Here is a 21037-nt window from a genome sequence, read left to right as displayed (position 1 = left end):
TTTCTACACTACGCCTGCACGCAGCAGATCATGCATATGTAACACACCGAGTAACTGGTCGCCATCAGCAACCATTACCGAAGTGATATGGCGGGACTGCATTAAGTTCAGGGCATCAACGGCAAGAATGCCTGGACGCACACGAATGCCTCCAGGTGTCATGACATCAGCAATGCCTAACTGGCGTACATCGACACCCATATCAAAAACACGGCGTAAGTCGCCATCCGTGAAGATGCCGTCAATCTTCATTTTGTCATCGCAGATGACGGTCATACCGAGATTCTTACGAGTGATCTCAAGTAAGGCATCACGCAGGCTGGCGCGCTTGTTTACATGCGGGATCTCGTCGCCCGTATGCATAATATCGTTAACGCGTAATAAAAGCTTACGACCCAATGCGCCACCCGGGTGAGATAACGCAAAATCTTCTGCGGTAAAGCCGCGAGCTTTTAATAATGCAACAGCAAGTGCATCACCCATCACCAGCGTCGCGGTTGTACTACTGGTCGGTGCCAGACCTAACGGGCAGGCCTCCTTAGGCACTTTAACACATAGATGCACATCTGCCGCACGTGCCATGCTGCTTTCCGGACGACCGGTCATGCAGATAAGCGGCACGTGAAGGCGTTTTAGAACCGGGATTAACGCTGCAATCTCATTTGATTCGCCAGAGTTAGAAATGGCGATCACGACGTCTTGCGGCGATACCATACCCAGATCGCCATGCGCGGCTTCGCCAGGATGTACGAAAAATGACGGGGTGCCAGTGCTGGCAAAAGTGGCGGCCATTTTCCGCCCGATATGCCCGGATTTTCCCATCCCCATGACCACAACTTTGCCCGGGCAACTGAATATTTTTTCACATGCGAGGGTAAAATTCTGGTTGATATACTGATCAAGCTCCGCCAGGCCTTCACGTTCAATTGCCAGGACTTCCTTACCTGCTTGCTGAAAGTCAAAACCCGGTTGCAACTCTAAGTGCGACATAATGCGTTTCCAGTTATCCAACGAGAAGTGGCGATAACCAATACAGCATCGCCAGCCATATGATAAAACCGCCAGTCAATAGCGCACCAGCGCCTCGACTTATCTGGCGCGGACGTCGCCAGCAGAGTAATGCAAAAATAACGCTCACCAGCAACATGACGCTATAATCACGGCTGAAGGCCATCGGATTGACCTCGCCCGGTGTGATCAGTGCGGGCAGTCCGAGGACGATTACAATATTAAAAATGTTCGCGCCGATGATATTGCCGACGGCGATATCGTTTTCACCCTTGCGCAGACCTGCGATTGCCGTTGCCAGTTCAGGCAGGCTGGTGCCAATGGCCACCACCGTCAAACCGATAGTGAGTTCGCTCATGGCAAAGTAATTCGCCAGCACAGTGGCGTTATCCACCACCATACGTGTTGCCATCGGCATAATAATCAGCGCAATACCCAACCATAAAAATGCGACGGGCAGTCCGCCTTCGCGAGGCAGCTCCGCCACTTGCTCCCGGGTAAGGCTGTCATTTCCTTGCCGCTCTGCCAGACGCGCGATTTTAACAATGAATAGCAGCCATAGCACGGCAAGAAGCAGCAGAAAAAAACCATCGCTGCGACTTAGTTGCCCGTCATACAGTACGGATGCAGCGAGTATGCTCACCAGCAACATTAGCGGTAATTCCCGACGCAGAACATCAGAATGCACGGTAAAAGGGTGAATCAGTGCTGACAGGCCTAAAATGAGAAGAATGTTGGTGATGTTGGAGCCGATAGCTGTACCGACGGCTAAGTCGAGCTGCCCATTCATCGATGCGGCAACGGAGACAATAATCTCAGGTAATGATGTACCAATGCTGACGACTGTCATCCCAATGATGATCGGGGGAATGCCAAACGTTCGGCATAAAATGGATGCGGCAAACACCATACGGTCGGCACCGTAGACCACCAGAAGTAAACCAATTATTAACAGCGCCGTCGCTAAAAGCATCTAAAGTCCTTTCTTCAGGTATACTCGCCGGTCCACTGAAGGATCTTCTGGAAGCCGTGACGAATTCTTAATTTTGACTTTATGCGGCTAAAAAGTAAAACAAATGCCAGCTTTCGCTAACCTGGGTGGGTAATAATCTGTAAATATGTTGGGTTCAGGGCTAAATTGAGCGCCAAACTCTTCGAACAACGAGGCAATAGTAAAGGATGAATCAATGGGTCAGTCTGTGGCGAATCTAGTCGATATGCGCGATGTCAGCTTTTCCCGAGGCGATCGTTGCATTTTTGATAATATTTCCCTGACGGTGCCGCGCGGAAAGGTAACGGCGATCATGGGGCCATCAGGCATCGGTAAAACAACGCTGTTGCGTTTGATTGGCGGACAGATCCCCCCGGATAACGGCGAGATACTTTTTGATGGCGAGAACGTCCCTGCTATGTCTCGTTCGCGTTTGTACACCGTGCGTAAGCGTATGAGCATGCTGTTTCAGTCAGGTGCGTTGTTTACCGACATGAATGTGTTTGATAACGTTGCCTATCCCCTGCGTGAGCATACAACGTTACCCGCGCCGTTGCTGAGAAGCACGGTGATGATGAAACTGGAGGCTGTCGGCCTGCGCGGTGCGGCAAAATTAATGCCTTCTGAATTATCTGGTGGGATGGCGCGGCGTGCGGCATTAGCACGCGCTATCGCGCTGGAGCCAGACCTCATCATGTTTGATGAACCGTTTGTCGGTCAGGATCCCATTACCATGGGCGTGTTGGTGAAGCTGATTTCAGAGCTGAACAGCGTACTGGGCGTTACCTGTGTAGTGGTGTCTCATGATGTGCCAGAGGTACTGAGTATTGCGGATTACGCCTATATTATGGCGGACAAAAAAATAGTGGCCTACGGTAGTGCTCAGGCACTACAAGAAAATGCCGATCCGCGGGTGCGCCAGTTCCTTGACGGTATTGCCGATGGGCCGGTTCCATTCCGCTACCCGGCGGGCGATTACCACACTGATTTACTCAAAACAGGGAGTTAAGCCACCCATGCTGTTAAATGCGCTGGCATCACTCGGGCATCGAGGGATAAAAACCCTCCGGACGTTCGGGCGCGCCGGATTAATGTTGTTCAATGCGGTAGTCGGCAAGCCGGAGTTTCGCAAACATGCGCCGCTGCTGATCCGTCAGCTCTATAATGTCGGCGTCTTATCGATGCTTATCATTATTGTTTCTGGCGTGTTCATCGGTATGGTGCTGGGGTTGCAGGGATATCTGGTACTGACGACTTACAGCGCGGAAACCAGCCTTGGTATGCTCGTGGCGCTTTCATTGCTGCGCGAGCTGGGGCCGGTCGTTGCGGCGTTGCTTTTCGCCGGACGAGCTGGCTCTGCCTTAACCGCAGAAATCGGCCTGATGCGGGCGACCGAGCAGCTTTCCAGTATGGAAATGATGGCGGTCGATCCACTGCGCCGCGTGATCTCTCCGCGTTTTTGGGCTGGAGTCATTTCGCTGCCGCTGCTGACGATTATTTTTGTCGCAGTGGGTATCTGGGGCGGCTCACTGGTTGGCGTAAGCTGGAAGGGGATTGACGCAGGCTTTTTCTGGTCTGCGATGCAGAATGCCGTCGACTGGCGTCTGGATCTGGTCAACTGTTTGATTAAGAGCGTGGTGTTCGCCATTACGGTCACATGGATTGCATTGTTCAATGGTTATGATGCTATTCCGACCTCTGCCGGCATTAGCCGGGCAACGACACGCACCGTTGTGCACGCATCTCTTGCCGTTTTGGGGCTGGATTTTGTGCTGACCGCATTGATGTTTGGGAATTGAGTTCATGCAAACGAAAAAAAATGAGATTTGGGTCGGGTTATTCCTGCTGGTTGCGCTGCTGGCGGCGTTGTTTGTTTGTCTGAAAGCAGCCAATGTCACCTCCATGCGTACCGAGCCGACTTACACGATTTATGCGACTTTTGATAATATCGGCGGCTTGAGAGAGCGTTCTCCGGTACGGATTGGCGGGGTAGTGGTTGGACGCGTTGCAGACATTTCGTTAGATCCGAAAACGTACCTGCCACGTGTAACGCTGGAAATTGAAGAGCGCTTTAACCATATTCCCGATACCAGTTCACTGAGTATCCGTACCTCCGGCCTGTTAGGTGAGCAGTATCTGGCCCTGAACGTTGGTTTTGAAGATCCTGAGCTGGGAACGTCTATCCTGAAAGATGGCGGTACGATTCAGGACACCAAATCCGCGATGGTGCTGGAAGATATGATTGGTCAGTTCCTTTACAACAGCAACAGTAAAGGTGATGACAATAAGAATTCTGGCGATGCGTCATCTGCGGCAGAAGGCAATAATGAAGCCACTACGCCTGCGGGCGCAACGAAGTAATCTCAGGAGAATCGACGTATGTTTAAACGATTGATGATGGTGGCTATGCTGGTTATTGCCCCACTTAGCGCCGCAAATGCAGCGGATCAGACTAATCCTTACAAACAGATGAATGAGGCGGCGCAGAAAACTTTTGACCGTCTGAAAAACGAGCAACCAAAAATTCGTTCTAATCCGGAATACTTGCGCGTTATCGTCGATCAGGAACTGCTGCCGTACGTTCAGGTAAAATATGCCGGAGCACTGGTACTGGGCCGTTATTACAAAGATGCGACGCCAGCGCAGCGTGACGCGTATTTCACTGCATTTCGTGAGTACCTGAAGCAAGCCTATGGCCAGGCGCTGGCAATGTATCACGGCCAGACCTATCAGATCGCCCCGGAACAACCACTGGGCGATGCGACCATCGTGCCGATCCGCGTGACCATCAACGATCCAAATGGCCGCCCTCCTGTGCGCCTGGATTTCCAGTGGCGTAAAAATTCCCAGACCGGTAACTGGCAGGCATATGACATGATCGCCGAAGGCGTCAGCATGATCACCACGAAACAGAATGAGTGGAGTGACCTGTTGCGTACCAAAGGTATCGATGGCCTGACGGCGCAGCTGAAATCTATTTCTCAGCAGAAAATCACTCTGGAAGAGAAAAAATAATGACGCAGTCACTCACCTGGGCGCGTGAAGGTGACAAGCTGGTACTCGTGGGAGAACTGGATCAGGATGTGCTAAATCCGCTCTGGGATGCGCGTGTTGAAGCGATGAAAGGGGTAACCTGCATTGACCTGAGCCAGGTTTCCCGGGTTGATACCGGTGGACTGGCATTATTGCTACACCTGATTGACCAGGGCAAGCAGCAGGGAAATAGCGTTTCGCTCAGCGGTGTTAACGAAAAGGTTTACACACTGGCGCAGCTTTACAATCTGCCCGACGATGTCCTTCCCCGCCTGTAATCAATGCCGGATGGTGGCGTAAGCGCCTATCCGGCCTACATATTCACGTTGATCCTGTAGGCCTGATAAGACCCGTTAGCGTCGCCATGCGGTAATTTTGCGGTCATGATCCACCAGCCAGGCCTTTTGCTTATTTATGACAGCGCAACTTTGCTCTAAGATGTTGGGCTGTTTTCACTATCTGACGAATGAAGATCCCATGGAAAATAATGAAATTCAGAGCGTGCTGATGAATGCACTCTCCCTCCAGGAAGTCCACGTTTCTGGCGATGGCAGTCACTTTCAGGTTATTGCCGTGGGTGAGATGTTTGAAGGCATGAGCCGGGTCAAGAAGCAGCAATCAGTCTATGGCCCGTTGATGGAATACATTGCGGATAACCGCATTCATGCTGTGTCGATCAAAGCATTTACCCCAGCGGAATGGGCTCGCGATCGCAAACTTAACGGTTTTTGAGCTACGGGTGCTGCACCGGTAGCGAATATGAATTCTTAACAGAGAACAGAATAATGGATAAATTCCGTGTTCAGGGGCCAACTAAGCTCCAGGGCGAAGTCACCATTTCAGGCGCTAAAAACGCTGCACTGCCGATACTGTTTGCGGCGTTGCTGGCAGAAGAACCTGTAGAGATCCAAAACGTCCCAAAACTGAAAGACGTTGACACCTCAATGAAGTTGCTGAGCCAGTTGGGTGCGAAAGTTGAACGCAATGGTTCCGTGCACATTGATGCTCGTGACGTAAACGTCTTCTGCGCGCCATATGACCTGGTTAAAACTATGCGTGCGTCCATCTGGGCGTTGGGGCCGCTGGTAGCCCGCTTTGGTCAGGGCCAGGTTTCACTGCCGGGTGGCTGTACTATTGGTGCGCGTCCGGTTGATCTGCACATTACTGGCCTTGAGCAATTGGGTGCAACCATCAAGCTGGAAGAGGGTTATGTGAAAGCGTCCGTTGATGGTCGTCTGAAAGGCGCGCACATCGTGATGGACAAAGTTAGCGTCGGTGCGACGGTAACCATCATGTGTGCGGCAACGCTTGCAGAAGGTACCACCATCATCGAAAACGCCGCACGCGAACCGGAAATTGTGGATACCGCTAATTTCCTGATTGCACTGGGCGCGAAGGTAAGTGGTCAGGGTACCGATCGTATTACCATTGAGGGTGTTGAACGCCTTGGTGGCGGCGTGTATCGCGTTCTACCTGACCGTATTGAAACCGGGACCTTCCTGGTTGCAGCGGCGATTTCTCGTGGCAAAATTATCTGCCGTAACGCGCAGCCGGACACGCTGGATGCTGTTCTGGCTAAGCTGCGTGATGCGGGCGCCGATATTGAAGTTGGTGCAGACTGGATTAGTCTCGACATGCACGGTAAGCGTCCGAAAGCGGTTAACGTGCGTACTGCGCCGCATCCGGCATTCCCTACCGATATGCAGGCTCAGTTCACGCTGTTGAACCTGGTTGCGGAAGGGACTGGCTTCATCACGGAAACGGTGTTTGAAAACCGCTTTATGCACGTGCCGGAGCTGAGCCGTATGGGCGCTCACGCGGAAATCGAAAGCAATACCGTTATTTGCCACGGCGTTGAAACACTCTCTGGTGCGCAAGTTATGGCAACAGATTTACGTGCGTCAGCAAGTCTGGTACTTGCTGGATGTATTGCAGAAGGTACGACGGTTGTCGATCGTATTTATCACATCGATCGCGGCTATGAGCGCATCGAAGATAAACTGCGTGCGCTGGGCGCAAACATTGAGCGTGTGAAAGGCGAGTAATCGTTAACGCTTCTTGTCCCCCCATATCTTTGATATGGAGGGGACTGCCCGACTCACTCGAGACTCTTTTTCTCTTTGCGGGTTCTCATCATGCGCGTTCTGTCGATGAATTCATGTGTCTTTGCATCGTGATAACGCGATGGCCAAATAACCCAGGGATCCGTTCCTAGCGCGTTCGCAATAATCACTTCTCCTTTTGGCCATGGTCGTGTTAACGCATTCGCCAGTGTCGATGAGCTTAATCCGTTTTTTCGCGACTCTGCTGCCATTGACGTTCCTTTTTTGCGTAGCCCTGCGATGATGTCTGCCGGATGCCAGTCAATGAGTTTGCTTTCCATAAATCCATCACTCCTTTGGTTAACCACTTACGCTGTCACAATAATCCTGTCTAAACACTATACGCCCAGAGAATGAATGCTCTAAAATGTTCGTGTAATGTTTGAGAATATTCAGAATATGCCAGGAGGGCTAGCGTTGGTTCTGTCATAGGGATAGTGCAAAAGGTGTTTATTGGAACTTATAGGATTATCCCGTGCGTGGCACGGGATAATGTATGATTCAGGGGGGATTAACGGTCGCGCTGAACCGCGATATGTGCCAGGCCGATCAGGGCTTCTCTCCACGGCGTATCAGGAAGAACCTGAAGTGCGGCAATGGCCTTATCGGCTTCTTCTTCTGCACGCTGGCGAGTCCACTCCAGTGAACCGCAGGCATTCATAGCTTCAAGAACAGGCTCCAGAAGGTGACGACCATTCCCTTGCTCAATAGCCTGGCGAATCATCAGCGCCTGTTCTGGAGTACCATGACGCATGGCATGTAGCAGCGGAAGTGTAGGTTTACCCTCATTGAGGTCATCGCCGACGTTTTTACCCAACTGTTCGCCATCTGCGCTGTAATCCAGTAAATCGTCAATTAGCTGGAAAGCGGTGCCGAGATAGCGGCCATAATCCTGCAACCCTTTTTCCTGCTCAGCGCTACAACCAGCCAGAATGCCAGAACATTGGGCCGCTGCTTCAAACAGACGCGCGGTCTTGCTGTAGATGACGCGCATATAGTTTTCTTCGGTAATGTCCGGGTCGTTTACGTTCATCAACTGCAGAACTTCACCTTCGGCAATGACGTTTACCGCTTTCGACATAACCTCCAACACCTTCAGTGAACCGAGGCTGGTCATCATTTGAAAGGCGCGAGTATAGATAAAATCGCCGACCAGCACGCTGGCCGCATTACCAAATGCGGCATTCGCCGTTGCTTTGCCTCGGCGCATATCGGATTCATCCACAACATCGTCATGAAGCAGAGTCGCGGTGTGGATAAACTCGATTAGGGCCGCGATCGTAACGTGTGCATTATCCTGATAGCCAACGGCGCGAGCAGCGAGTACGGCGATCATCGGGCGAATACGTTTTCCGCCACCGCTAACGATGTAGTACCCCAACTGATTGATCAACTGAACGTCGGAATTGAGCTGTTCAAGGATTGTTGCATTGACACCCGCCATATCTTGCGCGGTTAACTCATTGATTTTTTCTAAATTCATCGCAAAAGCCGGGCTTCTCGCCCCGATTACCTCACAGTATGACAAGGTAACGTCGGGTTTAGGGTTAGAAATATATGCTGATTGTACTGAAAAAACGCCACAGATAAACGTTGCCGTACGTGTTGTGTTTTTTTTCTTCATGTATTGACGGTAGCACTTGTCAAAGGCTCGCGTTTTGCGTAATATTCGCGCCCTATTGTGAATATTTATAGCGCACTCTGAATCATCAAAAAGGTGTGCGTGGAAGCGGAGTTTTTTATGTACGCGGTTTTCCAAAGTGGTGGTAAACAACACCGAGTAAGCGAAGGTCAGACCGTTCGCCTGGAAAAGCTGGACATCGCAACTGGCGAATCTGTTGAATTCGCAGAAGTTCTGATGATCGCAAACGGTGAAGAAGTCAAAATCGGCGTTCCTTTCGTTGATGGCGGCGTTATCAAAGCTGAAGTTGTTGCTCACGGTCGTGGCGAGAAAGTTAAGATTGTTAAGTTTCGTCGTCGTAAACACTATCGTAAGCAGCAGGGCCATCGTCAGTGGTTCACTGATGTGAAAATCACTGGCATCAGCGCTTAAGTTAAGGGGAGCAGGTTAAATGGCACATAAAAAGGCTGGCGGCTCGACTCGTAACGGTCGCGATTCAGAAGCTAAACGTCTGGGCGTAAAACGCTTCGGCGGCGAAACAGTTTTGGCTGGTAGCATCATCGTTCGTCAACGTGGTACTAAATTCCACGCTGGCTCTAACGTTGGTTGCGGCAAAGACCACACTCTGTTTGCTAAAGCAGACGGTAAAGTGAAATTTGAAGTGAAAGGCCCGAAAAACCGTAAATTCATCAGCATTGTTGCTGAATAAGTTTTTCGCGTCCCGGTAACGGATAAAAGCCCCGCAACACGTTGCGGGGCTTTTTACATTCGACGACCGGTAAATATGCTCGTTGTACCGTCGCAATCCGGAACGAGCCCTTGCAGGGAATACGGCATGAAGCAGCAGGCAGGTATTGGTATTCTTTTGGCACTCACGACCGCAGTCTGTTGGGGTGCTTTACCAATAGCGATGAAGCAAGTGCTGGAGGTGATGGAGCCTCCTACCGTGGTGTTCTACCGTTTTTTAATGGCAAGCATTGGCCTTGGAGCTATTCTTGCGGTTAAAAAAAAGCTCCCACCTTTGCGTATTTTTCGTAAAGCGCGTTGGCTGGTACTACTGGCTATCGCCACGGGTGGACTGTTCGGTAACTTCATTCTGTTTAGTTCTTCTTTGCAATATTTGAGCCCAACGGCTTCGCAGGTTATCGGTCAACTGTCACCGGTTGGCATGATGATCGCCAGCGTCTTTATTCTGAAAGAAAAGATGCGTGGTACGCAGGTCATTGGCGCCATTATGCTTCTGAGCGGGCTGGTGTTGTTTTTTAATACCAGTCTGATCGAAATTTTCACCAAGCTGACCGATTACACCTGGGGTGTGATTTTTGGTGTCGGCGCGGCGATGGTTTGGGTGAGCTATGGGGTTGCGCAAAAGGTGTTATTGCGTCGCCTGGCTTCACCGCAGATCCTGTTTTTACTGTACACTTTATGTACGATAGCGCTATTGCCCTTGGCTAAACCCGGTGTAATAGCGCAGCTTAGCGACTGGCAGCTTGCCTGTCTGGTGTTCTGCGGCCTGAATACGCTGGTAGGATACGGTGCCCTCGCGGAAGCTATGGCACGCTGGCAGGCGGCGCAGGTGAGCGCCATTATTACGCTCACGCCGCTGTTTACGCTGTTATTTTCAGATTTATTATCACTGGCCTGGCCCGATTTCTTCGCCAGACCGATGCTAAACCTTTTAGGTTATCTCGGTGCGTTTATCGTGGTTGCGGGCGCGATGTATTCCGCCATTGGTCATCGTATTTGGGGCGGTTTACGTAAGCATGAAACGGTGGTTTCGCAACCCCGCTCAGGCGAATGATTTACGGAGAGTAAAATGAAGTTTGTTGATGAAGCATCGATCCTGGTCGTTGCAGGTGATGGCGGTAATGGTTGCGTCAGCTTCCGCCGCGAAAAGTATATCCCGAAAGGCGGCCCGGACGGCGGCGATGGTGGTGATGGTGGTGACGTATGGCTGGAAGCCGACGAAAACCTGAACACGCTGATCGATTATCGCTTTGAAAAATCGTTCCGTGCGGAACGTGGTCAGAATGGCGCGAGCCGTGATTGCACCGGTAAGCGTGGTAAAGACGTCACCATCAAAGTCCCTGTAGGTACGCGCGTTATCGATCAGGGTACGGGCGAAACCATGGGTGACATGACCAAACACGGGCAACGTCTGATGGTCGCGAAAGGCGGCTGGCACGGCCTGGGTAACACCCGTTTTAAATCCTCGGTTAACCGTACTCCACGTCAGAAAACGATGGGTACACCGGGAGATAAGCGCGATCTAATGCTGGAGCTGATGCTGTTAGCGGATGTGGGTATGCTGGGCATGCCAAACGCCGGTAAATCGACGTTTATTCGTGCGGTATCTGCAGCGAAGCCGAAAGTCGCGGATTATCCGTTCACCACCCTGGTTCCTAGCCTGGGTGTTGTGCGTATGGACAACGAAAAGAGCTTTGTGGTTGCCGACATCCCGGGTTTGATTGAAGGGGCTGCTGAAGGCGCAGGTTTGGGGATCCGCTTCCTGAAACATCTGGAACGTTGTCGCGTGCTGCTGCACCTCATCGATATCGATCCAATTGACGGTTCAGATCCGGTAGAAAACGCCCGTATCATTATCGGTGAACTGGAAAAATACAGTCAGGATCTGGCTTCTAAGCCGCGTTGGTTAGTGTTTAACAAAATTGATTTGATGGACAAGACTGAAGCGGAAGAAAAAGCGAAAGCGATCGCGCAAGCGCTGGGCTGGGAAGGTAAATATTATCTGATCTCTGCCGCCAGTCAGTTGGGTGTGAAAGATCTTTGCTGGGATGTGATGACCTTCATCATTGAGAACCCGATTGTTCAGGCTGAAGAAGCGAAACAGCCGGAGAAAGTGGAGTTCATGTGGGACGATTATCACCGTCAGCAGCTCGCTGAAGTCGAAGACGAAGCGGAAGATGACTGGGATGACGACTGGGACGAAGACGACGAAGAAGGCGTTGAGTTCATCTACAAGCGTTAATTTTGTCATCCGATGAATAGCTAACGGGCCGCTTATGCGGCCCGTTTTTTTTCCGTAGGCTGGATAGGGCGTGAGCCGCTATCCGGCAAGAAATGTTCTTAGTTGTTCTGATAAATGTCTTTATACAGCCGACTCTCGAAGCGTACCAAAGGAATACGGCGGTTGCGCTGGTCAGCCGGCTCAACCGCATAGCCAGACAGGTATTGCACAAACGCCATCCGTTGCCCACTTGCCGTGGTAATGAACCCGGCGAGGTTATAAACCCCTTGTAAAGAGCCTGTCTTCGCAGAGACTTTGCCATCGACGCCTGCCTGATGCAGACCAGCACGGTATTGCAGAGAGCCATCATGGCCTGCCAGCGGCAGCATCGTGATAAAGTTCAGCTCATTATCATGCTGCGCGATATATTGCAGCACCTGCATCATGGTGGCGGGCGCAATCAGGTTATGACGCGACAGTCCTGAACCATCAGCAATGATGGTGTTGCCAATATCAACACCTGCTTGCTGGCGCAGGATCTGGCGTACGGCATCGGAGCCTGCACGCCAGGTTCCCGGCACATTAAATCGTGCGTGGCCAATCATACGAAAAACGGTGTCGGCAATCATGTTGTCCGATTTTTTCAGCATAATCTTAAGCAGATCGTGCAAAGGTGCTGACTGTTTGCTGGCAACAACAGTGCCAGGCTCGTTGACCAGCGTCTGGCGCAGCAGTGTACCGCTGTAGGTTATACCTGCTTGTTTCAGCTCATCTTTGATAATGGCTCCGGCATAGCTGGCACCATCCTGAATGGCAAACGCGAGAGGCAGAGGTTCGGCGCGCTGAGGCAGACAACCAGTCAGCGTGAAGCGGTTCAGATCGCCAGGAACCACATCCAGTTCACAATATTGGGCTTCCGCAGAACCACGTGCCAGCGTGCGTACCTGACTGAACATGGTGACTGGGTAGTAAGATGCTACGCGAATAAAGGCGAGGTCGTTTGGTTTTTGTGCGCTGTAAAGCGAAACAGAGAAACAGTTACGATCGACAATTGCTGCTGCAGGCGGGGCGCTGAAACACTGCGTCATGTCGTTCCAGGGCCAGCCTGGCGCTTTATCATGGCTGGCAAAAATGGACGTATCAATAAGGACATTTCCGTCAATTTGCGTCACGCCTGCTTTTTTCAGGGTCGCCACCATATTGCGAATATCCTGGCGTTTTAGCGTCGGATCGGCACCAAATCGCGCTACTAAGTCACCCTTCAATATCCCGCCTTCCACATTGCCTTTTGTCTCAAGCGTCGTGGTAAAACGAAAGTCAGGCCCAAGCTGAATCAATGCCGCGAGGGCGGTGATAACTTTTTGGGTACTGGCGGGTAGCGCCATCTGCTGGCTATGGTAATCAATCGCGGGTGCAGGGGCCCCGACCTTCTGTACCATAAGGGCGAGGTTGGCCCCAGCAGGAAGCTGGTTGATGTACTCGTCAACATTCGCAGCCTGAACGCTGAACGCCGCTATAGTGGCAGTCAATCCAATGGTAAATCTGGAAAATCGCATAATCTCGCGCTAACAACCTGGAAACAGGCCGTCATACTACGGCGCAACGCCCCAAAAAGTAAACGATGACCCATAGGGAACTCCAGGGTAAAATGATCATCAAATAGAAAATCGTAGCTGACCTGGAGCTTTGTGCCCCGGGTCGGTATTTTTTTGCTTCTGACTCTGGCATGGCGTATGCCAGGGTGGGCTTAGCAGCCGGGGTGAAGACAAGCGCCCCCTACAGGAATGTTCAAGAGGTATAACAAATGCAAGCTATCCCGATGACCTTACGTGGTGCTGAAAAACTGCGCGAAGAGCTGGATTTTCTGAAATCTGTGCGCCGCCCTGAAATTATCGCCGCTATCGCCGATGCTCGTGAGCACGGTGATCTTAAAGAGAACGCGGAGTATCACGCGGCCCGTGAACAGCAGGGATTCTGCGAAGGGCGCATTAAAGATATCGAAGCTAAGCTGTCCAACGCGCAGGTTATCGATGTCACTAAAATGCCAAACAATGGCCGCGTCGTTTTCGGTGCAACGGTTACCGTGCTGAATCTCGATAACGACGAAGAGCAGACCTGGCGCATCGTGGGCGATGATGAAGCTGATTTTAAACAGAACCTGATTTCTGTGAATTCCCCTATCGCGCGTGGCCTGGTCGGTAAAGAGCAGGATGATGTGGTGGTTATCAAAACGCCGGGCGGTGAAGTGGAATATGAAGTGATTAAGGTAGAATACCTGTAAGAATTACCCAATACTCAAGATGTTGATGTATTGTAAAGAAAGGAAAAAGGCCGCATAGCGGCCTTTTATCAACGAAGAGAGCGTGGCATTTTGCTCTCCTGCTAGCAGAAACTCCCGCGTTTTACACAAACTTCGTGTTCAATTTTGGGATATTCTTAGCGTGGCAGCGAGATTTTACGTTCTTTAGTCGGGCGATACAGTACCAGCGTTTTGCCGATGACCTGTACATTACAGGCGCCGGTTTCGCGTACGATAGCTTCCACGATCAAGGTTTTAGTATCGCGATCTTCCGAGGCGATTTTCACCTTGATAAGTTCATGGTGCTCTAACGCTTGTTCAATCTCGGCCAGTACCCCTTCGGTCAAACCATTATTGCCAAGCATAACTACAGGCTTGAGCGGATGTGCCAGACCTTTCAGGTGCTGTTTTTGTTTAGTACTCAGATTCATCGTATATTTTTGCTTACGTTGGGATTGAAAACGGGTCATTCTACCGCCATCTCCCTTATATCGCCAAATAGCTGTGTAGAAATTTACACCATTGGTTACGATGAACTGCCCGATGGGAAAGTGAAATGACAGGTAAAAAGCGTTCTGCCAGCTCAAGCCGCTGGCTTCAGGAACACTTTAGCGATAAATATGTTCAACAGGCACAGAAAAAGGGGTTACGTTCCCGTGCCTGGTTTAAACTTGATGAAATACAGCAAAGTGACAAGATTTTTAAGCCGGGGATGACGATTGTTGACCTCGGCGCTGCACCCGGTGGCTGGTCGCAATATGCGGTTACGCAGATCGGAAACAGCGGCCGCATTATCGCTTGTGATCTTTTACCTATGGATCCAATCGTTGGTGTGGACTTCCTTCAGGGCGACTTTCGTGATGAATTAGTCCTGAAAGCGTTACTTGAGCGCGTAGGTGACAGTAAAGTACAAGTTGTCATGTCTGATATGGCGCCAAATATGTGTGGAACACCGGCGGTGGATATTCCCCGGGCCATGTATCTGGTAGAGCTGGCGCTTGGAATGGCTCGTGATGTATTAGCGCCAGGTGGTAGTTTTGTAGTGAAGGTGTTCCAGGGCGAAGGTTTCGATGAGTATCTAAGAGAGATTCGCTCCCTGTTTACGAAGGTCAAAGTTCGTAAGCCGGACTCTTCTCGCGCCCGTTCGCGTGAAGTGTACATTGTAGCGACCGGGCGTAAACCATAACCGGTAGATTTCAAACGGAAGTTTGAAAGACGCTGGATATAGAGTATCCTGACGCTGTTTTTAACACAGTTGTAATATGAGGTTAATCCCTTGAGTGACATGGCGAAAAACCTAATACTCTGGCTGGTCATTGCCGTTGTGCTGATGTCAGTATTCCAGAGCTTTGGGCCCAGCGAGTCTAATGGCCGTAAGGTTGATTACTCTACCTTCCTGCAAGAGGTCAATCAGGACCAGGTTCGTGAAGCGCGTATCAACGGACGTGAGATTAACGTTACCAAGAAAGATAGTAACCGTTACACGACCTACATCCCGGTTAACGATCCGAAGCTGCTTGATAACCTGCTGACCAAAAACGTCAAGGTTGTTGGCGAGCCGCCTGAAGAGCCGAGCCTGCTGGCTTCTATCTTCATTTCCTGGTTCCCAATGCTGCTGCTGATTGGTGTCTGGATCTTCTTTATGCGTCAGATGCAGGGCGGTGGTGGCAAAGGCGCCATGTCGTTCGGTAAGAGTAAAGCGCGCATGCTGACGGAAGATCAGATCAAAACCACTTTTGCTGACGTTGCAGGTTGTGACGAAGCGAAAGAAGAGGTGGCTGAACTGGTTGAATACCTGCGCGAACCTAGCCGTTTCCAGAAATTGGGCGGTAAAATCCCGAAAGGCGTCCTGATGGTCGGTCCTCCGGGTACGGGTAAAACCCTGTTGGCGAAAGCCATCGCGGGTGAAGCAAAGGTTCCATTCTTCACTATTTCCGGTTCTGATTTCGTGGAAATGTTCGTGGGTGTCGGTGCATCTCGTGTGCGTGACATGTTCGAACAGGCCAAGAAAGCTGCACCGTGCATCATCTTCATCGATGAAATCGACGCCGTAGGTCGCCAGCGTGGCGCTGGTCTGGGTGGTGGTCATGATGAACGTGAGCAAACGCTGAACCAGATGCTGGTTGAGATGGATGGTTTCGAAGGTAACGAAGGTATCATCGTTATCGCGGCAACTAACCGTCCGGACGTTCTTGACCCTGCGCTGTTGCGTCCAGGCCGTTTTGACCGTCAGGTTGTTGTTGGTCTGCCGGATGTTCGTGGTCGTGAACAGATCCTGAAAGTGCATATGCGTCGCGTACCGCTGTCTCCGGACATCGATGCGGCAATCATTGCCCGTGGTACTCCTGGCTTCTCCGGTGCAGACTTGGCGAACCTGGTGAACGAAGCTGCACTGTTTGCTGCCCGTGGTAACAAGCGGGTTGTGTCGATGGTTGAATTCGAGAAAGCGAAAGACAAAATCATGATGGGTGCGGAACGTCGCTCCATGGTGATGACGGAAGCGCAGAAAGAATCCACCGCGTATCACGAAGCGGGCCACGCGATTATCGGTCGCCTGGTACCGGAACACGATCCGGTGCATAAAGTGACGATTATTCCGCGCGGTCGTGCGCTGGGTGTTACCTTCTTCCTGCCTGAAGGCGACGCAATCAGCGCCAGCCGTCAGAAACTGGAAAGCCAGATCTCTACGCTGTACGGCGGTCGTCTGGCTGAAGAGATCATCTACGGTGCAGAACATGTTTCTACCGGTGCGTCGAACGACATTAAAGTCGCGACTAACCTGGCGCGTAACATGGTGACGCAGTGGGGCTTCTCTGAAAAACTGGGTCCGTTGCTGTATGCGGAAGAAGAAGGCGAAGTGTTCCTGGGACGTTCTGTTGCGAAAGCAAAACATATGTCCGATGAAACTGCGCGCATCATCGATCAGGAAGTTAAATTGCTGATTGAACGTAACTATGACCGCGCTCGTCGTCTTCTGAACGATAACCTGGATATTCTGCACTCGATGAAAGATGCGCTCATGAAATATGAGACTATCGATGCACCACAGATTGATGACCTGATGGCTCGTCGTGATGTGCGCCCGCCAGCTGGCTGGGAAGAGTCTGGTACTTCTAACAACTCTGGCAACAATGGCACCCCGAGTGCGCCGCGTCCGACTGAAGAGCCGCGTACGCCGAATGCGGGCAACATGTCAGAGCAGTTAGGCGACAAATAAGTTATCGCTGTTGATGACCATGTTTTAATTGAAAACCCTGGGGCTTGCTCCGGGGTTTTTCTTATCTGCTTACTCAAGATTTTACCAGGGATAAAACTATGAAACTCTTTGCTCAGGGTTCTTCACTGGATCTCAGTCATCCCCACGTAATGGGAATTTTAAACGTTACGCCAGACTCCTTTTCCGATGGCGGGGCACACAATACGCTGGTTGAAGCAGTGAAACACGCAAATCTGATGATTAACGCAGGGGCGACTATCATTGATGTGGGGGGCGAGTCCACTCGTCCAGGTGCCGCAGACGTGAGCGTGGAAGAAGAGCTGGAGCGTGTGATCCCGGTCGTTGAGGCCATTGCTCAACGTTTTGAAGTGTGGATTTCAGTAGATACTTCGAAACCGGAAGTCATTCGCGAATGTGCCAGAGTTGGCGCACATATCATTAATGACATTCGCTCGCTTTCTGAACCGGGGGCGCTGGAAGCGGCGGCGGAAACCGGATTGCCGGTTTGCCTGATGCATATGCAGGGACAGCCGAAAACTATGCAGGAAGCGCCAAAGTATGAAGATGTCTTTGTTGAGGTAAATCGTTACTTTATTGAGCAAATAGCGCGTTGTGAAAGGGCCGGAATCACAAAAGATAAATTGCTGCTCGACCCTGGATTCGGATTCGGTAAAAATCTTGCTCACAACTACACATTACTGGCACGCCTGGCAGAGTTTCATCATTTTAATCTGCCGCTGCTGGTAGGAATGTCACGAAAATCAATGGTTGGCCAGTTGCTCAATGTGGGTCCATCTGAGCGTCTGAGTGGTAGCCTCGCATGCGCGGTGATTGCCGCAATGCAGGGGGCGCAGATTATTCGTGTCCATGACGTCAAAGAAACCGTAGAAGCGATGCGTGTGGTGGAAGCCACATTGTCTGCAAAGGAAAACAAACGCTATGAGTAATCGTAAATATTTTGGCACTGATGGGATCCGCGGCCGCGTAGGTGATGCTCCAATCACCCCTGACTTCGTGCTCAAACTGGGTTGGGCGGCAGGAAAAGTGCTGGCACGTCATGGTTCTCGCAAAATCATTATCGGTAAAGATACGCGTATTTCCGGCTATATGCTGGAGTCTGCGCTGGAAGCGGGCCTGGCTGCTGCTGGTCTGTCTGCCTCTTTCACCGGCCCCATGCCTACGCCTGCCGTCGCTTATCTGACTCGCGCTTTCCGCGCTGAAGCCGGAATTGTTATTTCTGCCTCGCACAACCCATTTTATGATAACGGGATTAAATTCTTCTCCACCGATGGGACCAAACTGCCAGATGCGGTTGAAGAGGCTATTGAAGCCGAGATGGAAAAAGCGATTACCTGTGTGGACTCGGCTGAACTGGGTAAAGCGACTCGTATCGTCGATGCTGCCGGTCGTTATATTGAGTTCTGCAAAGGCACATTCCCGAATGAACTGAGTCTGAATGAGTTAAAAATCGTGGTGGATTGCGCTAACGGTGCAACGTATCACATTGCCCCAAATGTACTGCGTGAACTCGGTGCTAACGTGATTGCGATTGGCTGTGAGCCGAATGGCGTTAACATCAATGAAGAAGTTGGTGCTACCGATGTCCGTGCGCTGCAGGCTCGCGTGATAGCTGAAAAAGCCGATCTGGGTATTGCGCTGGACGGTGATGGTGATCGCGTGATCATGGTTGACCATGAAGGTAACAAGGTCGATGGCGATCAAATCATGTATATCATTGCCCGTGAGGCTTTGCGCCAGGGGCAATTGCGTGGCGGTGTTGTCGGTACGCTGATGAGTAACATGGGGCTGGAACTGGCACTGAAACAGCTGGGGATCCCGTTTGCCCGTGCAAAAGTGGGTGACCGCTATGTGCTGGAAAAAATGCAGGAAAAAGGCTGGCGCATCGGGGCTGAAAACTCGGGGCACGTGATCCTGCTGGATAAAACTACCACTGGTGACGGTATTGTGGCGGGTCTGCAGGTGCTGGCAGCGATGGTTCGTAACCATATGAGTCTGCACGACCTGTGCAGTGGAATGAAAATGTTCCCGCAGTTGCTGGTTAATGTTCGCTTTACTGCTGGCAGCGGCGATCCGCTGGAAAATGAAAACGTGAAAGCGGTGATGGCAGATGTTGAAGCAGCATTGGGCAGCCGTGGGCGTGTGCTGCTGCGTAAATCAGGCACTGAGCCATTAATACGAGTGATGGTGGAAGGTGAAGATGAAGCGCAGGTAACAGAGTTCGCTCACCGTATTGCGGATGCTGTGAAAGCGGTTTAACGCTTGTAAAGAATCAGCGCCGGAGTCCAGGACAGGACTCCGGTCTTTTTTTTTACTGTGCTGAAAGTGCCTGTTTGCGTCGATGTTGCCAGAAGTAGCCCCCGGCCATTATTAGCACAAGACCCGCCAACCACGGCAGAACCGCCAGCAAATGCCCTGAACGTGCAAATGTCAGCACAATCATTAACAACCATCCTCCCAGCATCGGAATTGCGGTTCGTTTAACAATATCCACCGGTGATACGCCAGCGATCCCCGCAATGGCAATGATAACGCCGGCAATCGGCGATAACGTTCGACCAATGCCCGCCGATATCTGAATAGGCAGCATCATCACCGCAATGTCGCTACCAATATGGCGACTGATATCAGGCACCATCGGTGCGAAAGAGAAAAACGCCGCGTTTCCGGAACCCATTAGTGCCGAAATTGCGAAGGTGATCAGTGTCATCAGCAAGATAATCGAAGCGGCACTGAGACCAAATTCACCGGAGAGTGACAGGAGCGCATCGACTGCGCCAATTGCTTTCAGCCCGGCAGAAAAAACTTCACCAGCGATAATCAGCGTGACGACGGTGGCAAAAACGCTGCCCATGCTGTCGAAAACTTTTTGCACGCCTGTCATTACATCACGCGCTTTTCGGTGGCGGCAATACTCGCAAATCAACGTAATGGCCAGGCTTATCAGTACGGCTGTATCCAGGGTGATTTTTAGTGAACTGAACAGCAGGTCGCTACATAACAACATCAATACCAGCGGTAGCATTGGCAGGAACAGCCATGCTATCGGTGCGTTGGTTTCTTCGGTTGATGTTAATGTTTGCATCTGCTGAGTCACATGGTCCCCACTTTCCCGGCGATCGAAAAAACGCTGAACAACGATATGGAGCAGGGCGATGAAGAGAATAACGGGTACGACGATGGGAAGCTGGTCCTGGACAAAATAGTTCACGACCTCGATACCCGCAGTTTTAGCCGCCAGCACAGAGTTGCCTGAACCGGGCCCAAACTCAACCGCGCAAGTACTGGCGATCACGGCTGCTACCGCAGCACGACTACAACCCAGACGAGTCAGTAATGGGTAAAGCGTTGCCATCAGTAGTAATCCCAGGCCCGTGGCGCTGCTGATAAACAGCGACAGGAATTGCCCCAGCAATAATGCAAGCCCAAGCAGCAGATAAGGGGAGTTCAGACGCTGTAAAGGCCGGGAAGTGACACGAACCAGTACCTGGCTTGCACCAATTGCCGACATATAGGTGGCAAAGCCGCCAATCAGCATAATTTGCAGTCCGAGACCGCCGAGGCGAACGCTCAGGGTATCGCGTATAAACTCAAAGGCATCAAAGGGGCCAAACCCGGTGCTTTTTTTCACCAGACTACTGAGCGTGGTCAGCCCGCTAAAATGTGCGATGAGCAGCAGCACAATCCCGGTCAACAGTAGCACCGATTGTGGGTGATACTTTTTCAGGATCAGGCGTCCGGCAAAAATAATGGCGACTAGCGCCAGCAATAATGACATTT

23 protein-coding genes are annotated in these 21037 nt (G+C 51.3%); 16 read left to right on the top strand and 7 right to left on the bottom strand.

Annotated features, from left to right (window positions below):
• Positions 1 to 3: 3 nt before the first annotated feature.
• The gene (kdsD, locus tag AACS05_RS21055) at positions 4 to 990 is read right to left on the bottom strand and encodes an arabinose-5-phosphate isomerase KdsD (protein WP_045448079.1); all 987 of its coding nucleotides are present in this window, start codon (positions 988 to 990) and stop codon (positions 4 to 6) included.
• Positions 991 to 1003: 13 nt separating this feature from the next.
• Entirely contained in the window at positions 1004 to 1981 is a 978-nt protein-coding gene (locus AACS05_RS21050; RefSeq protein ID WP_045448076.1) for a calcium/sodium antiporter, read from the bottom strand.
• Between the two features lie 214 nt (positions 1982 to 2195).
• On the opposite strand from AACS05_RS21050, the gene mlaF reads away from it, so the two are divergent.
• From mlaF to murA, 7 genes are all read left to right on the top strand, one after another.
• The gene (gene mlaF / locus AACS05_RS21045; protein WP_045448073.1) at positions 2196 to 3008 is read left to right on the top strand and encodes a phospholipid ABC transporter ATP-binding protein MlaF; all 813 of its coding nucleotides are present in this window, start codon (positions 2196 to 2198) and stop codon (positions 3006 to 3008) included.
• A gap of 7 nt (positions 3009 to 3015) precedes the next feature.
• Positions 3016 to 3798, top strand: coding sequence for a lipid asymmetry maintenance ABC transporter permease subunit MlaE (mlaE, locus tag AACS05_RS21040; protein WP_045448070.1), 783 nt, complete (start codon positions 3016 to 3018; stop codon positions 3796 to 3798).
• 4 nt (positions 3799 to 3802) lie between these two features.
• Entirely contained in the window at positions 3803 to 4360 is a 558-nt protein-coding gene (gene mlaD, locus AACS05_RS21035; RefSeq protein ID WP_045449803.1) for an outer membrane lipid asymmetry maintenance protein MlaD, read from the top strand.
• An 18-nt stretch (positions 4361 to 4378) separates the two neighbouring features.
• Positions 4379 to 5014 (top strand): phospholipid-binding protein MlaC, encoded by a 636-nt coding sequence (gene mlaC, locus AACS05_RS21030; RefSeq protein ID WP_045448067.1) that lies wholly within the window; start codon positions 4379 to 4381, stop codon positions 5012 to 5014.
• Complete coding sequence (gene mlaB / locus AACS05_RS21025; protein ID WP_045448064.1) at positions 5014 to 5310, top strand: lipid asymmetry maintenance protein MlaB; 297 nt, start codon at positions 5014 to 5016, stop codon at positions 5308 to 5310. The genes mlaC and mlaB overlap by 1 nt, the downstream gene beginning before the upstream one ends.
• Positions 5311 to 5509: 199 nt before the next feature.
• Complete coding sequence (ibaG, locus tag AACS05_RS21020; RefSeq protein WP_003025040.1) at positions 5510 to 5764, top strand: BolA family iron metabolism protein IbaG; 255 nt, start codon at positions 5510 to 5512, stop codon at positions 5762 to 5764.
• 53 nt (positions 5765 to 5817) lie between these two features.
• The gene (gene murA / locus AACS05_RS21015) at positions 5818 to 7077 is read left to right on the top strand and encodes a UDP-N-acetylglucosamine 1-carboxyvinyltransferase (RefSeq protein WP_045448061.1); all 1260 of its coding nucleotides are present in this window, start codon (positions 5818 to 5820) and stop codon (positions 7075 to 7077) included.
• Between the two features lie 53 nt (positions 7078 to 7130).
• Here the strand turns inward: murA and sfsB are convergent, their stop codons facing one another.
• Complete coding sequence (gene sfsB, locus AACS05_RS21010; protein WP_045448058.1) at positions 7131 to 7415, bottom strand: DNA-binding transcriptional regulator SfsB; 285 nt, start codon at positions 7413 to 7415, stop codon at positions 7131 to 7133.
• A 230-nt stretch (positions 7416 to 7645) separates the two neighbouring features.
• Complete coding sequence (gene ispB / locus AACS05_RS21005; protein WP_045448055.1) at positions 7646 to 8617, bottom strand: octaprenyl diphosphate synthase; 972 nt, start codon at positions 8615 to 8617, stop codon at positions 7646 to 7648.
• A gap of 258 nt (positions 8618 to 8875) precedes the next feature.
• On the opposite strand from ispB, the gene rplU reads away from it, so the two are divergent.
• The 4 genes from rplU (at position 8876) to cgtA (ending at position 11744) form a co-directional block, all read left to right on the top strand.
• The gene (rplU, locus tag AACS05_RS21000; protein ID WP_003025032.1) at positions 8876 to 9187 is read left to right on the top strand and encodes a 50S ribosomal protein L21; all 312 of its coding nucleotides are present in this window, start codon (positions 8876 to 8878) and stop codon (positions 9185 to 9187) included.
• 19 nt (positions 9188 to 9206) lie between these two features.
• Complete coding sequence (rpmA, locus tag AACS05_RS20995) at positions 9207 to 9464, top strand: 50S ribosomal protein L27 (protein ID WP_003025030.1); 258 nt, start codon at positions 9207 to 9209, stop codon at positions 9462 to 9464.
• A gap of 126 nt (positions 9465 to 9590) precedes the next feature.
• On the top strand, positions 9591 to 10556 hold the full coding sequence (locus AACS05_RS20990; RefSeq protein ID WP_045448053.1) for a DMT family transporter: 966 nt from the start codon (positions 9591 to 9593) through the stop codon (positions 10554 to 10556).
• A 15-nt stretch (positions 10557 to 10571) separates the two neighbouring features.
• On the top strand, positions 10572 to 11744 hold the full coding sequence (gene cgtA, locus AACS05_RS20985; protein WP_045448051.1) for an Obg family GTPase CgtA: 1173 nt from the start codon (positions 10572 to 10574) through the stop codon (positions 11742 to 11744).
• Positions 11745 to 11842: 98 nt separating this feature from the next.
• Here the strand turns inward: cgtA and dacB are convergent, their stop codons facing one another.
• Complete coding sequence (gene dacB, locus AACS05_RS20980) at positions 11843 to 13279, bottom strand: serine-type D-Ala-D-Ala carboxypeptidase (RefSeq protein WP_045448049.1); 1437 nt, start codon at positions 13277 to 13279, stop codon at positions 11843 to 11845.
• A gap of 248 nt (positions 13280 to 13527) precedes the next feature.
• On the opposite strand from dacB, the gene greA reads away from it, so the two are divergent.
• Positions 13528 to 14004, top strand: coding sequence for a transcription elongation factor GreA (greA, locus tag AACS05_RS20975; protein WP_045448047.1), 477 nt, complete (start codon positions 13528 to 13530; stop codon positions 14002 to 14004).
• Positions 14005 to 14159: 155 nt separating this feature from the next.
• Here the strand turns inward: greA and yhbY are convergent, their stop codons facing one another.
• The gene (gene yhbY / locus AACS05_RS20970; protein ID WP_003025016.1) at positions 14160 to 14453 is read right to left on the bottom strand and encodes a ribosome assembly RNA-binding protein YhbY; all 294 of its coding nucleotides are present in this window, start codon (positions 14451 to 14453) and stop codon (positions 14160 to 14162) included.
• Positions 14454 to 14578: 125 nt separating this feature from the next.
• Here yhbY and rlmE point away from each other — a divergent pair, with 125 nt between their 5' ends.
• The 4 genes from rlmE (at position 14579) to glmM (ending at position 19516) form a co-directional block, all read left to right on the top strand.
• A complete protein-coding gene (rlmE, locus tag AACS05_RS20965) occupies positions 14579 to 15208 on the top strand; it encodes a 23S rRNA (uridine(2552)-2'-O)-methyltransferase RlmE (RefSeq protein WP_004106110.1) in 630 nt (209 codons plus the stop codon).
• A 99-nt stretch (positions 15209 to 15307) separates the two neighbouring features.
• Positions 15308 to 17239 carry an ATP-dependent zinc metalloprotease FtsH gene (gene ftsH, locus AACS05_RS20960; RefSeq protein ID WP_045448044.1) on the top strand — a complete coding sequence of 644 codons (1932 nt, stop codon included), beginning with the start codon at positions 15308 to 15310 and terminating at the stop codon, positions 17237 to 17239.
• A gap of 98 nt (positions 17240 to 17337) precedes the next feature.
• Positions 17338 to 18186: a dihydropteroate synthase gene (gene folP / locus AACS05_RS20955; protein WP_045448041.1), complete on the top strand. Its 849-nt coding sequence runs from the start codon at positions 17338 to 17340 to the stop codon at positions 18184 to 18186.
• A complete protein-coding gene (gene glmM / locus AACS05_RS20950; protein WP_045448038.1) occupies positions 18179 to 19516 on the top strand; it encodes a phosphoglucosamine mutase in 1338 nt (445 codons plus the stop codon). The genes folP and glmM overlap by 8 nt, the downstream gene beginning before the upstream one ends.
• Positions 19517 to 19568: 52 nt before the next feature.
• On the opposite strand, the gene dcuC is transcribed toward glmM, so the two are convergent.
• Positions 19569 to 21035, bottom strand: a complete 1467-nt coding sequence (gene dcuC, locus AACS05_RS20945) for a C4-dicarboxylate transporter DcuC (RefSeq protein ID WP_045448035.1) — start codon at positions 21033 to 21035, stop codon at positions 19569 to 19571.
• Positions 21036 to 21037 lie beyond the last annotated feature (2 nt).

It is taken from the genome of Citrobacter sp. S-77, from assembly GCF_963864895.1.
Taxonomy (GTDB): domain Bacteria; phylum Pseudomonadota; class Gammaproteobacteria; order Enterobacterales; family Enterobacteriaceae; genus Citrobacter; species Citrobacter murliniae.
This window is presented reverse-complemented; position numbering and strand designations above follow the sequence as displayed.

Excerpts from the sequence above, each read along its gene's own strand:
- sfsB (WP_045448058.1), bottom strand. The coding sequence starts at position 7,415 with ATGGAAAGCAAACTCATTGACTGGCATCCGGCAGACATCATCGCAGGG.
- mlaD (WP_045449803.1), top strand. The coding sequence starts at position 3,803 with ATGCAAACGAAAAAAAATGAGATTTGGGTCGGGTTATTCCTGCTGGTT.
- ibaG (WP_003025040.1), top strand. The coding sequence starts at position 5,510 with ATGGAAAATAATGAAATTCAGAGCGTGCTGATGAATGCACTCTCCCTC.
- mlaC (WP_045448067.1), top strand. The coding sequence starts at position 4,379 with ATGTTTAAACGATTGATGATGGTGGCTATGCTGGTTATTGCCCCACTT.
- yhbY (WP_003025016.1), bottom strand. The coding sequence starts at position 14,453 with ATGAATCTGAGTACTAAACAAAAACAGCACCTGAAAGGTCTGGCACAT.
- cgtA (WP_045448051.1), top strand. The coding sequence starts at position 10,572 with ATGAAGTTTGTTGATGAAGCATCGATCCTGGTCGTTGCAGGTGATGGC.
- mlaB (WP_045448064.1), top strand. The coding sequence starts at position 5,014 with ATGACGCAGTCACTCACCTGGGCGCGTGAAGGTGACAAGCTGGTACTC.
- ftsH (WP_045448044.1), top strand. The coding sequence starts at position 15,308 with ATGGCGAAAAACCTAATACTCTGGCTGGTCATTGCCGTTGTGCTGATG.
- ispB (WP_045448055.1), bottom strand. The coding sequence starts at position 8,617 with ATGAATTTAGAAAAAATCAATGAGTTAACCGCGCAAGATATGGCGGGT.
- dacB (WP_045448049.1), bottom strand. The coding sequence starts at position 13,279 with ATGCGATTTTCCAGATTTACCATTGGATTGACTGCCACTATAGCGGCG.
- greA (WP_045448047.1), top strand. The coding sequence starts at position 13,528 with ATGCAAGCTATCCCGATGACCTTACGTGGTGCTGAAAAACTGCGCGAA.
- AACS05_RS20990 (WP_045448053.1), top strand. The coding sequence starts at position 9,591 with ATGAAGCAGCAGGCAGGTATTGGTATTCTTTTGGCACTCACGACCGCA.
- dcuC (WP_045448035.1), bottom strand. The coding sequence starts at position 21,035 with ATGTCATTATTGCTGGCGCTAGTCGCCATTATTTTTGCCGGACGCCTG.
- rpmA (WP_003025030.1), top strand. The coding sequence starts at position 9,207 with ATGGCACATAAAAAGGCTGGCGGCTCGACTCGTAACGGTCGCGATTCA.
- kdsD (WP_045448079.1), bottom strand. The coding sequence starts at position 990 with ATGTCGCACTTAGAGTTGCAACCGGGTTTTGACTTTCAGCAAGCAGGT.
- rlmE (WP_004106110.1), top strand. The coding sequence starts at position 14,579 with ATGACAGGTAAAAAGCGTTCTGCCAGCTCAAGCCGCTGGCTTCAGGAA.
- rplU (WP_003025032.1), top strand. The coding sequence starts at position 8,876 with ATGTACGCGGTTTTCCAAAGTGGTGGTAAACAACACCGAGTAAGCGAA.
- murA (WP_045448061.1), top strand. The coding sequence starts at position 5,818 with ATGGATAAATTCCGTGTTCAGGGGCCAACTAAGCTCCAGGGCGAAGTC.
- AACS05_RS21050 (WP_045448076.1), bottom strand. The coding sequence starts at position 1,981 with ATGCTTTTAGCGACGGCGCTGTTAATAATTGGTTTACTTCTGGTGGTC.
- mlaE (WP_045448070.1), top strand. The coding sequence starts at position 3,016 with ATGCTGTTAAATGCGCTGGCATCACTCGGGCATCGAGGGATAAAAACC.
- folP (WP_045448041.1), top strand. The coding sequence starts at position 17,338 with ATGAAACTCTTTGCTCAGGGTTCTTCACTGGATCTCAGTCATCCCCAC.
- glmM (WP_045448038.1), top strand. The coding sequence starts at position 18,179 with ATGAGTAATCGTAAATATTTTGGCACTGATGGGATCCGCGGCCGCGTA.
- mlaF (WP_045448073.1), top strand. The coding sequence starts at position 2,196 with ATGGGTCAGTCTGTGGCGAATCTAGTCGATATGCGCGATGTCAGCTTT.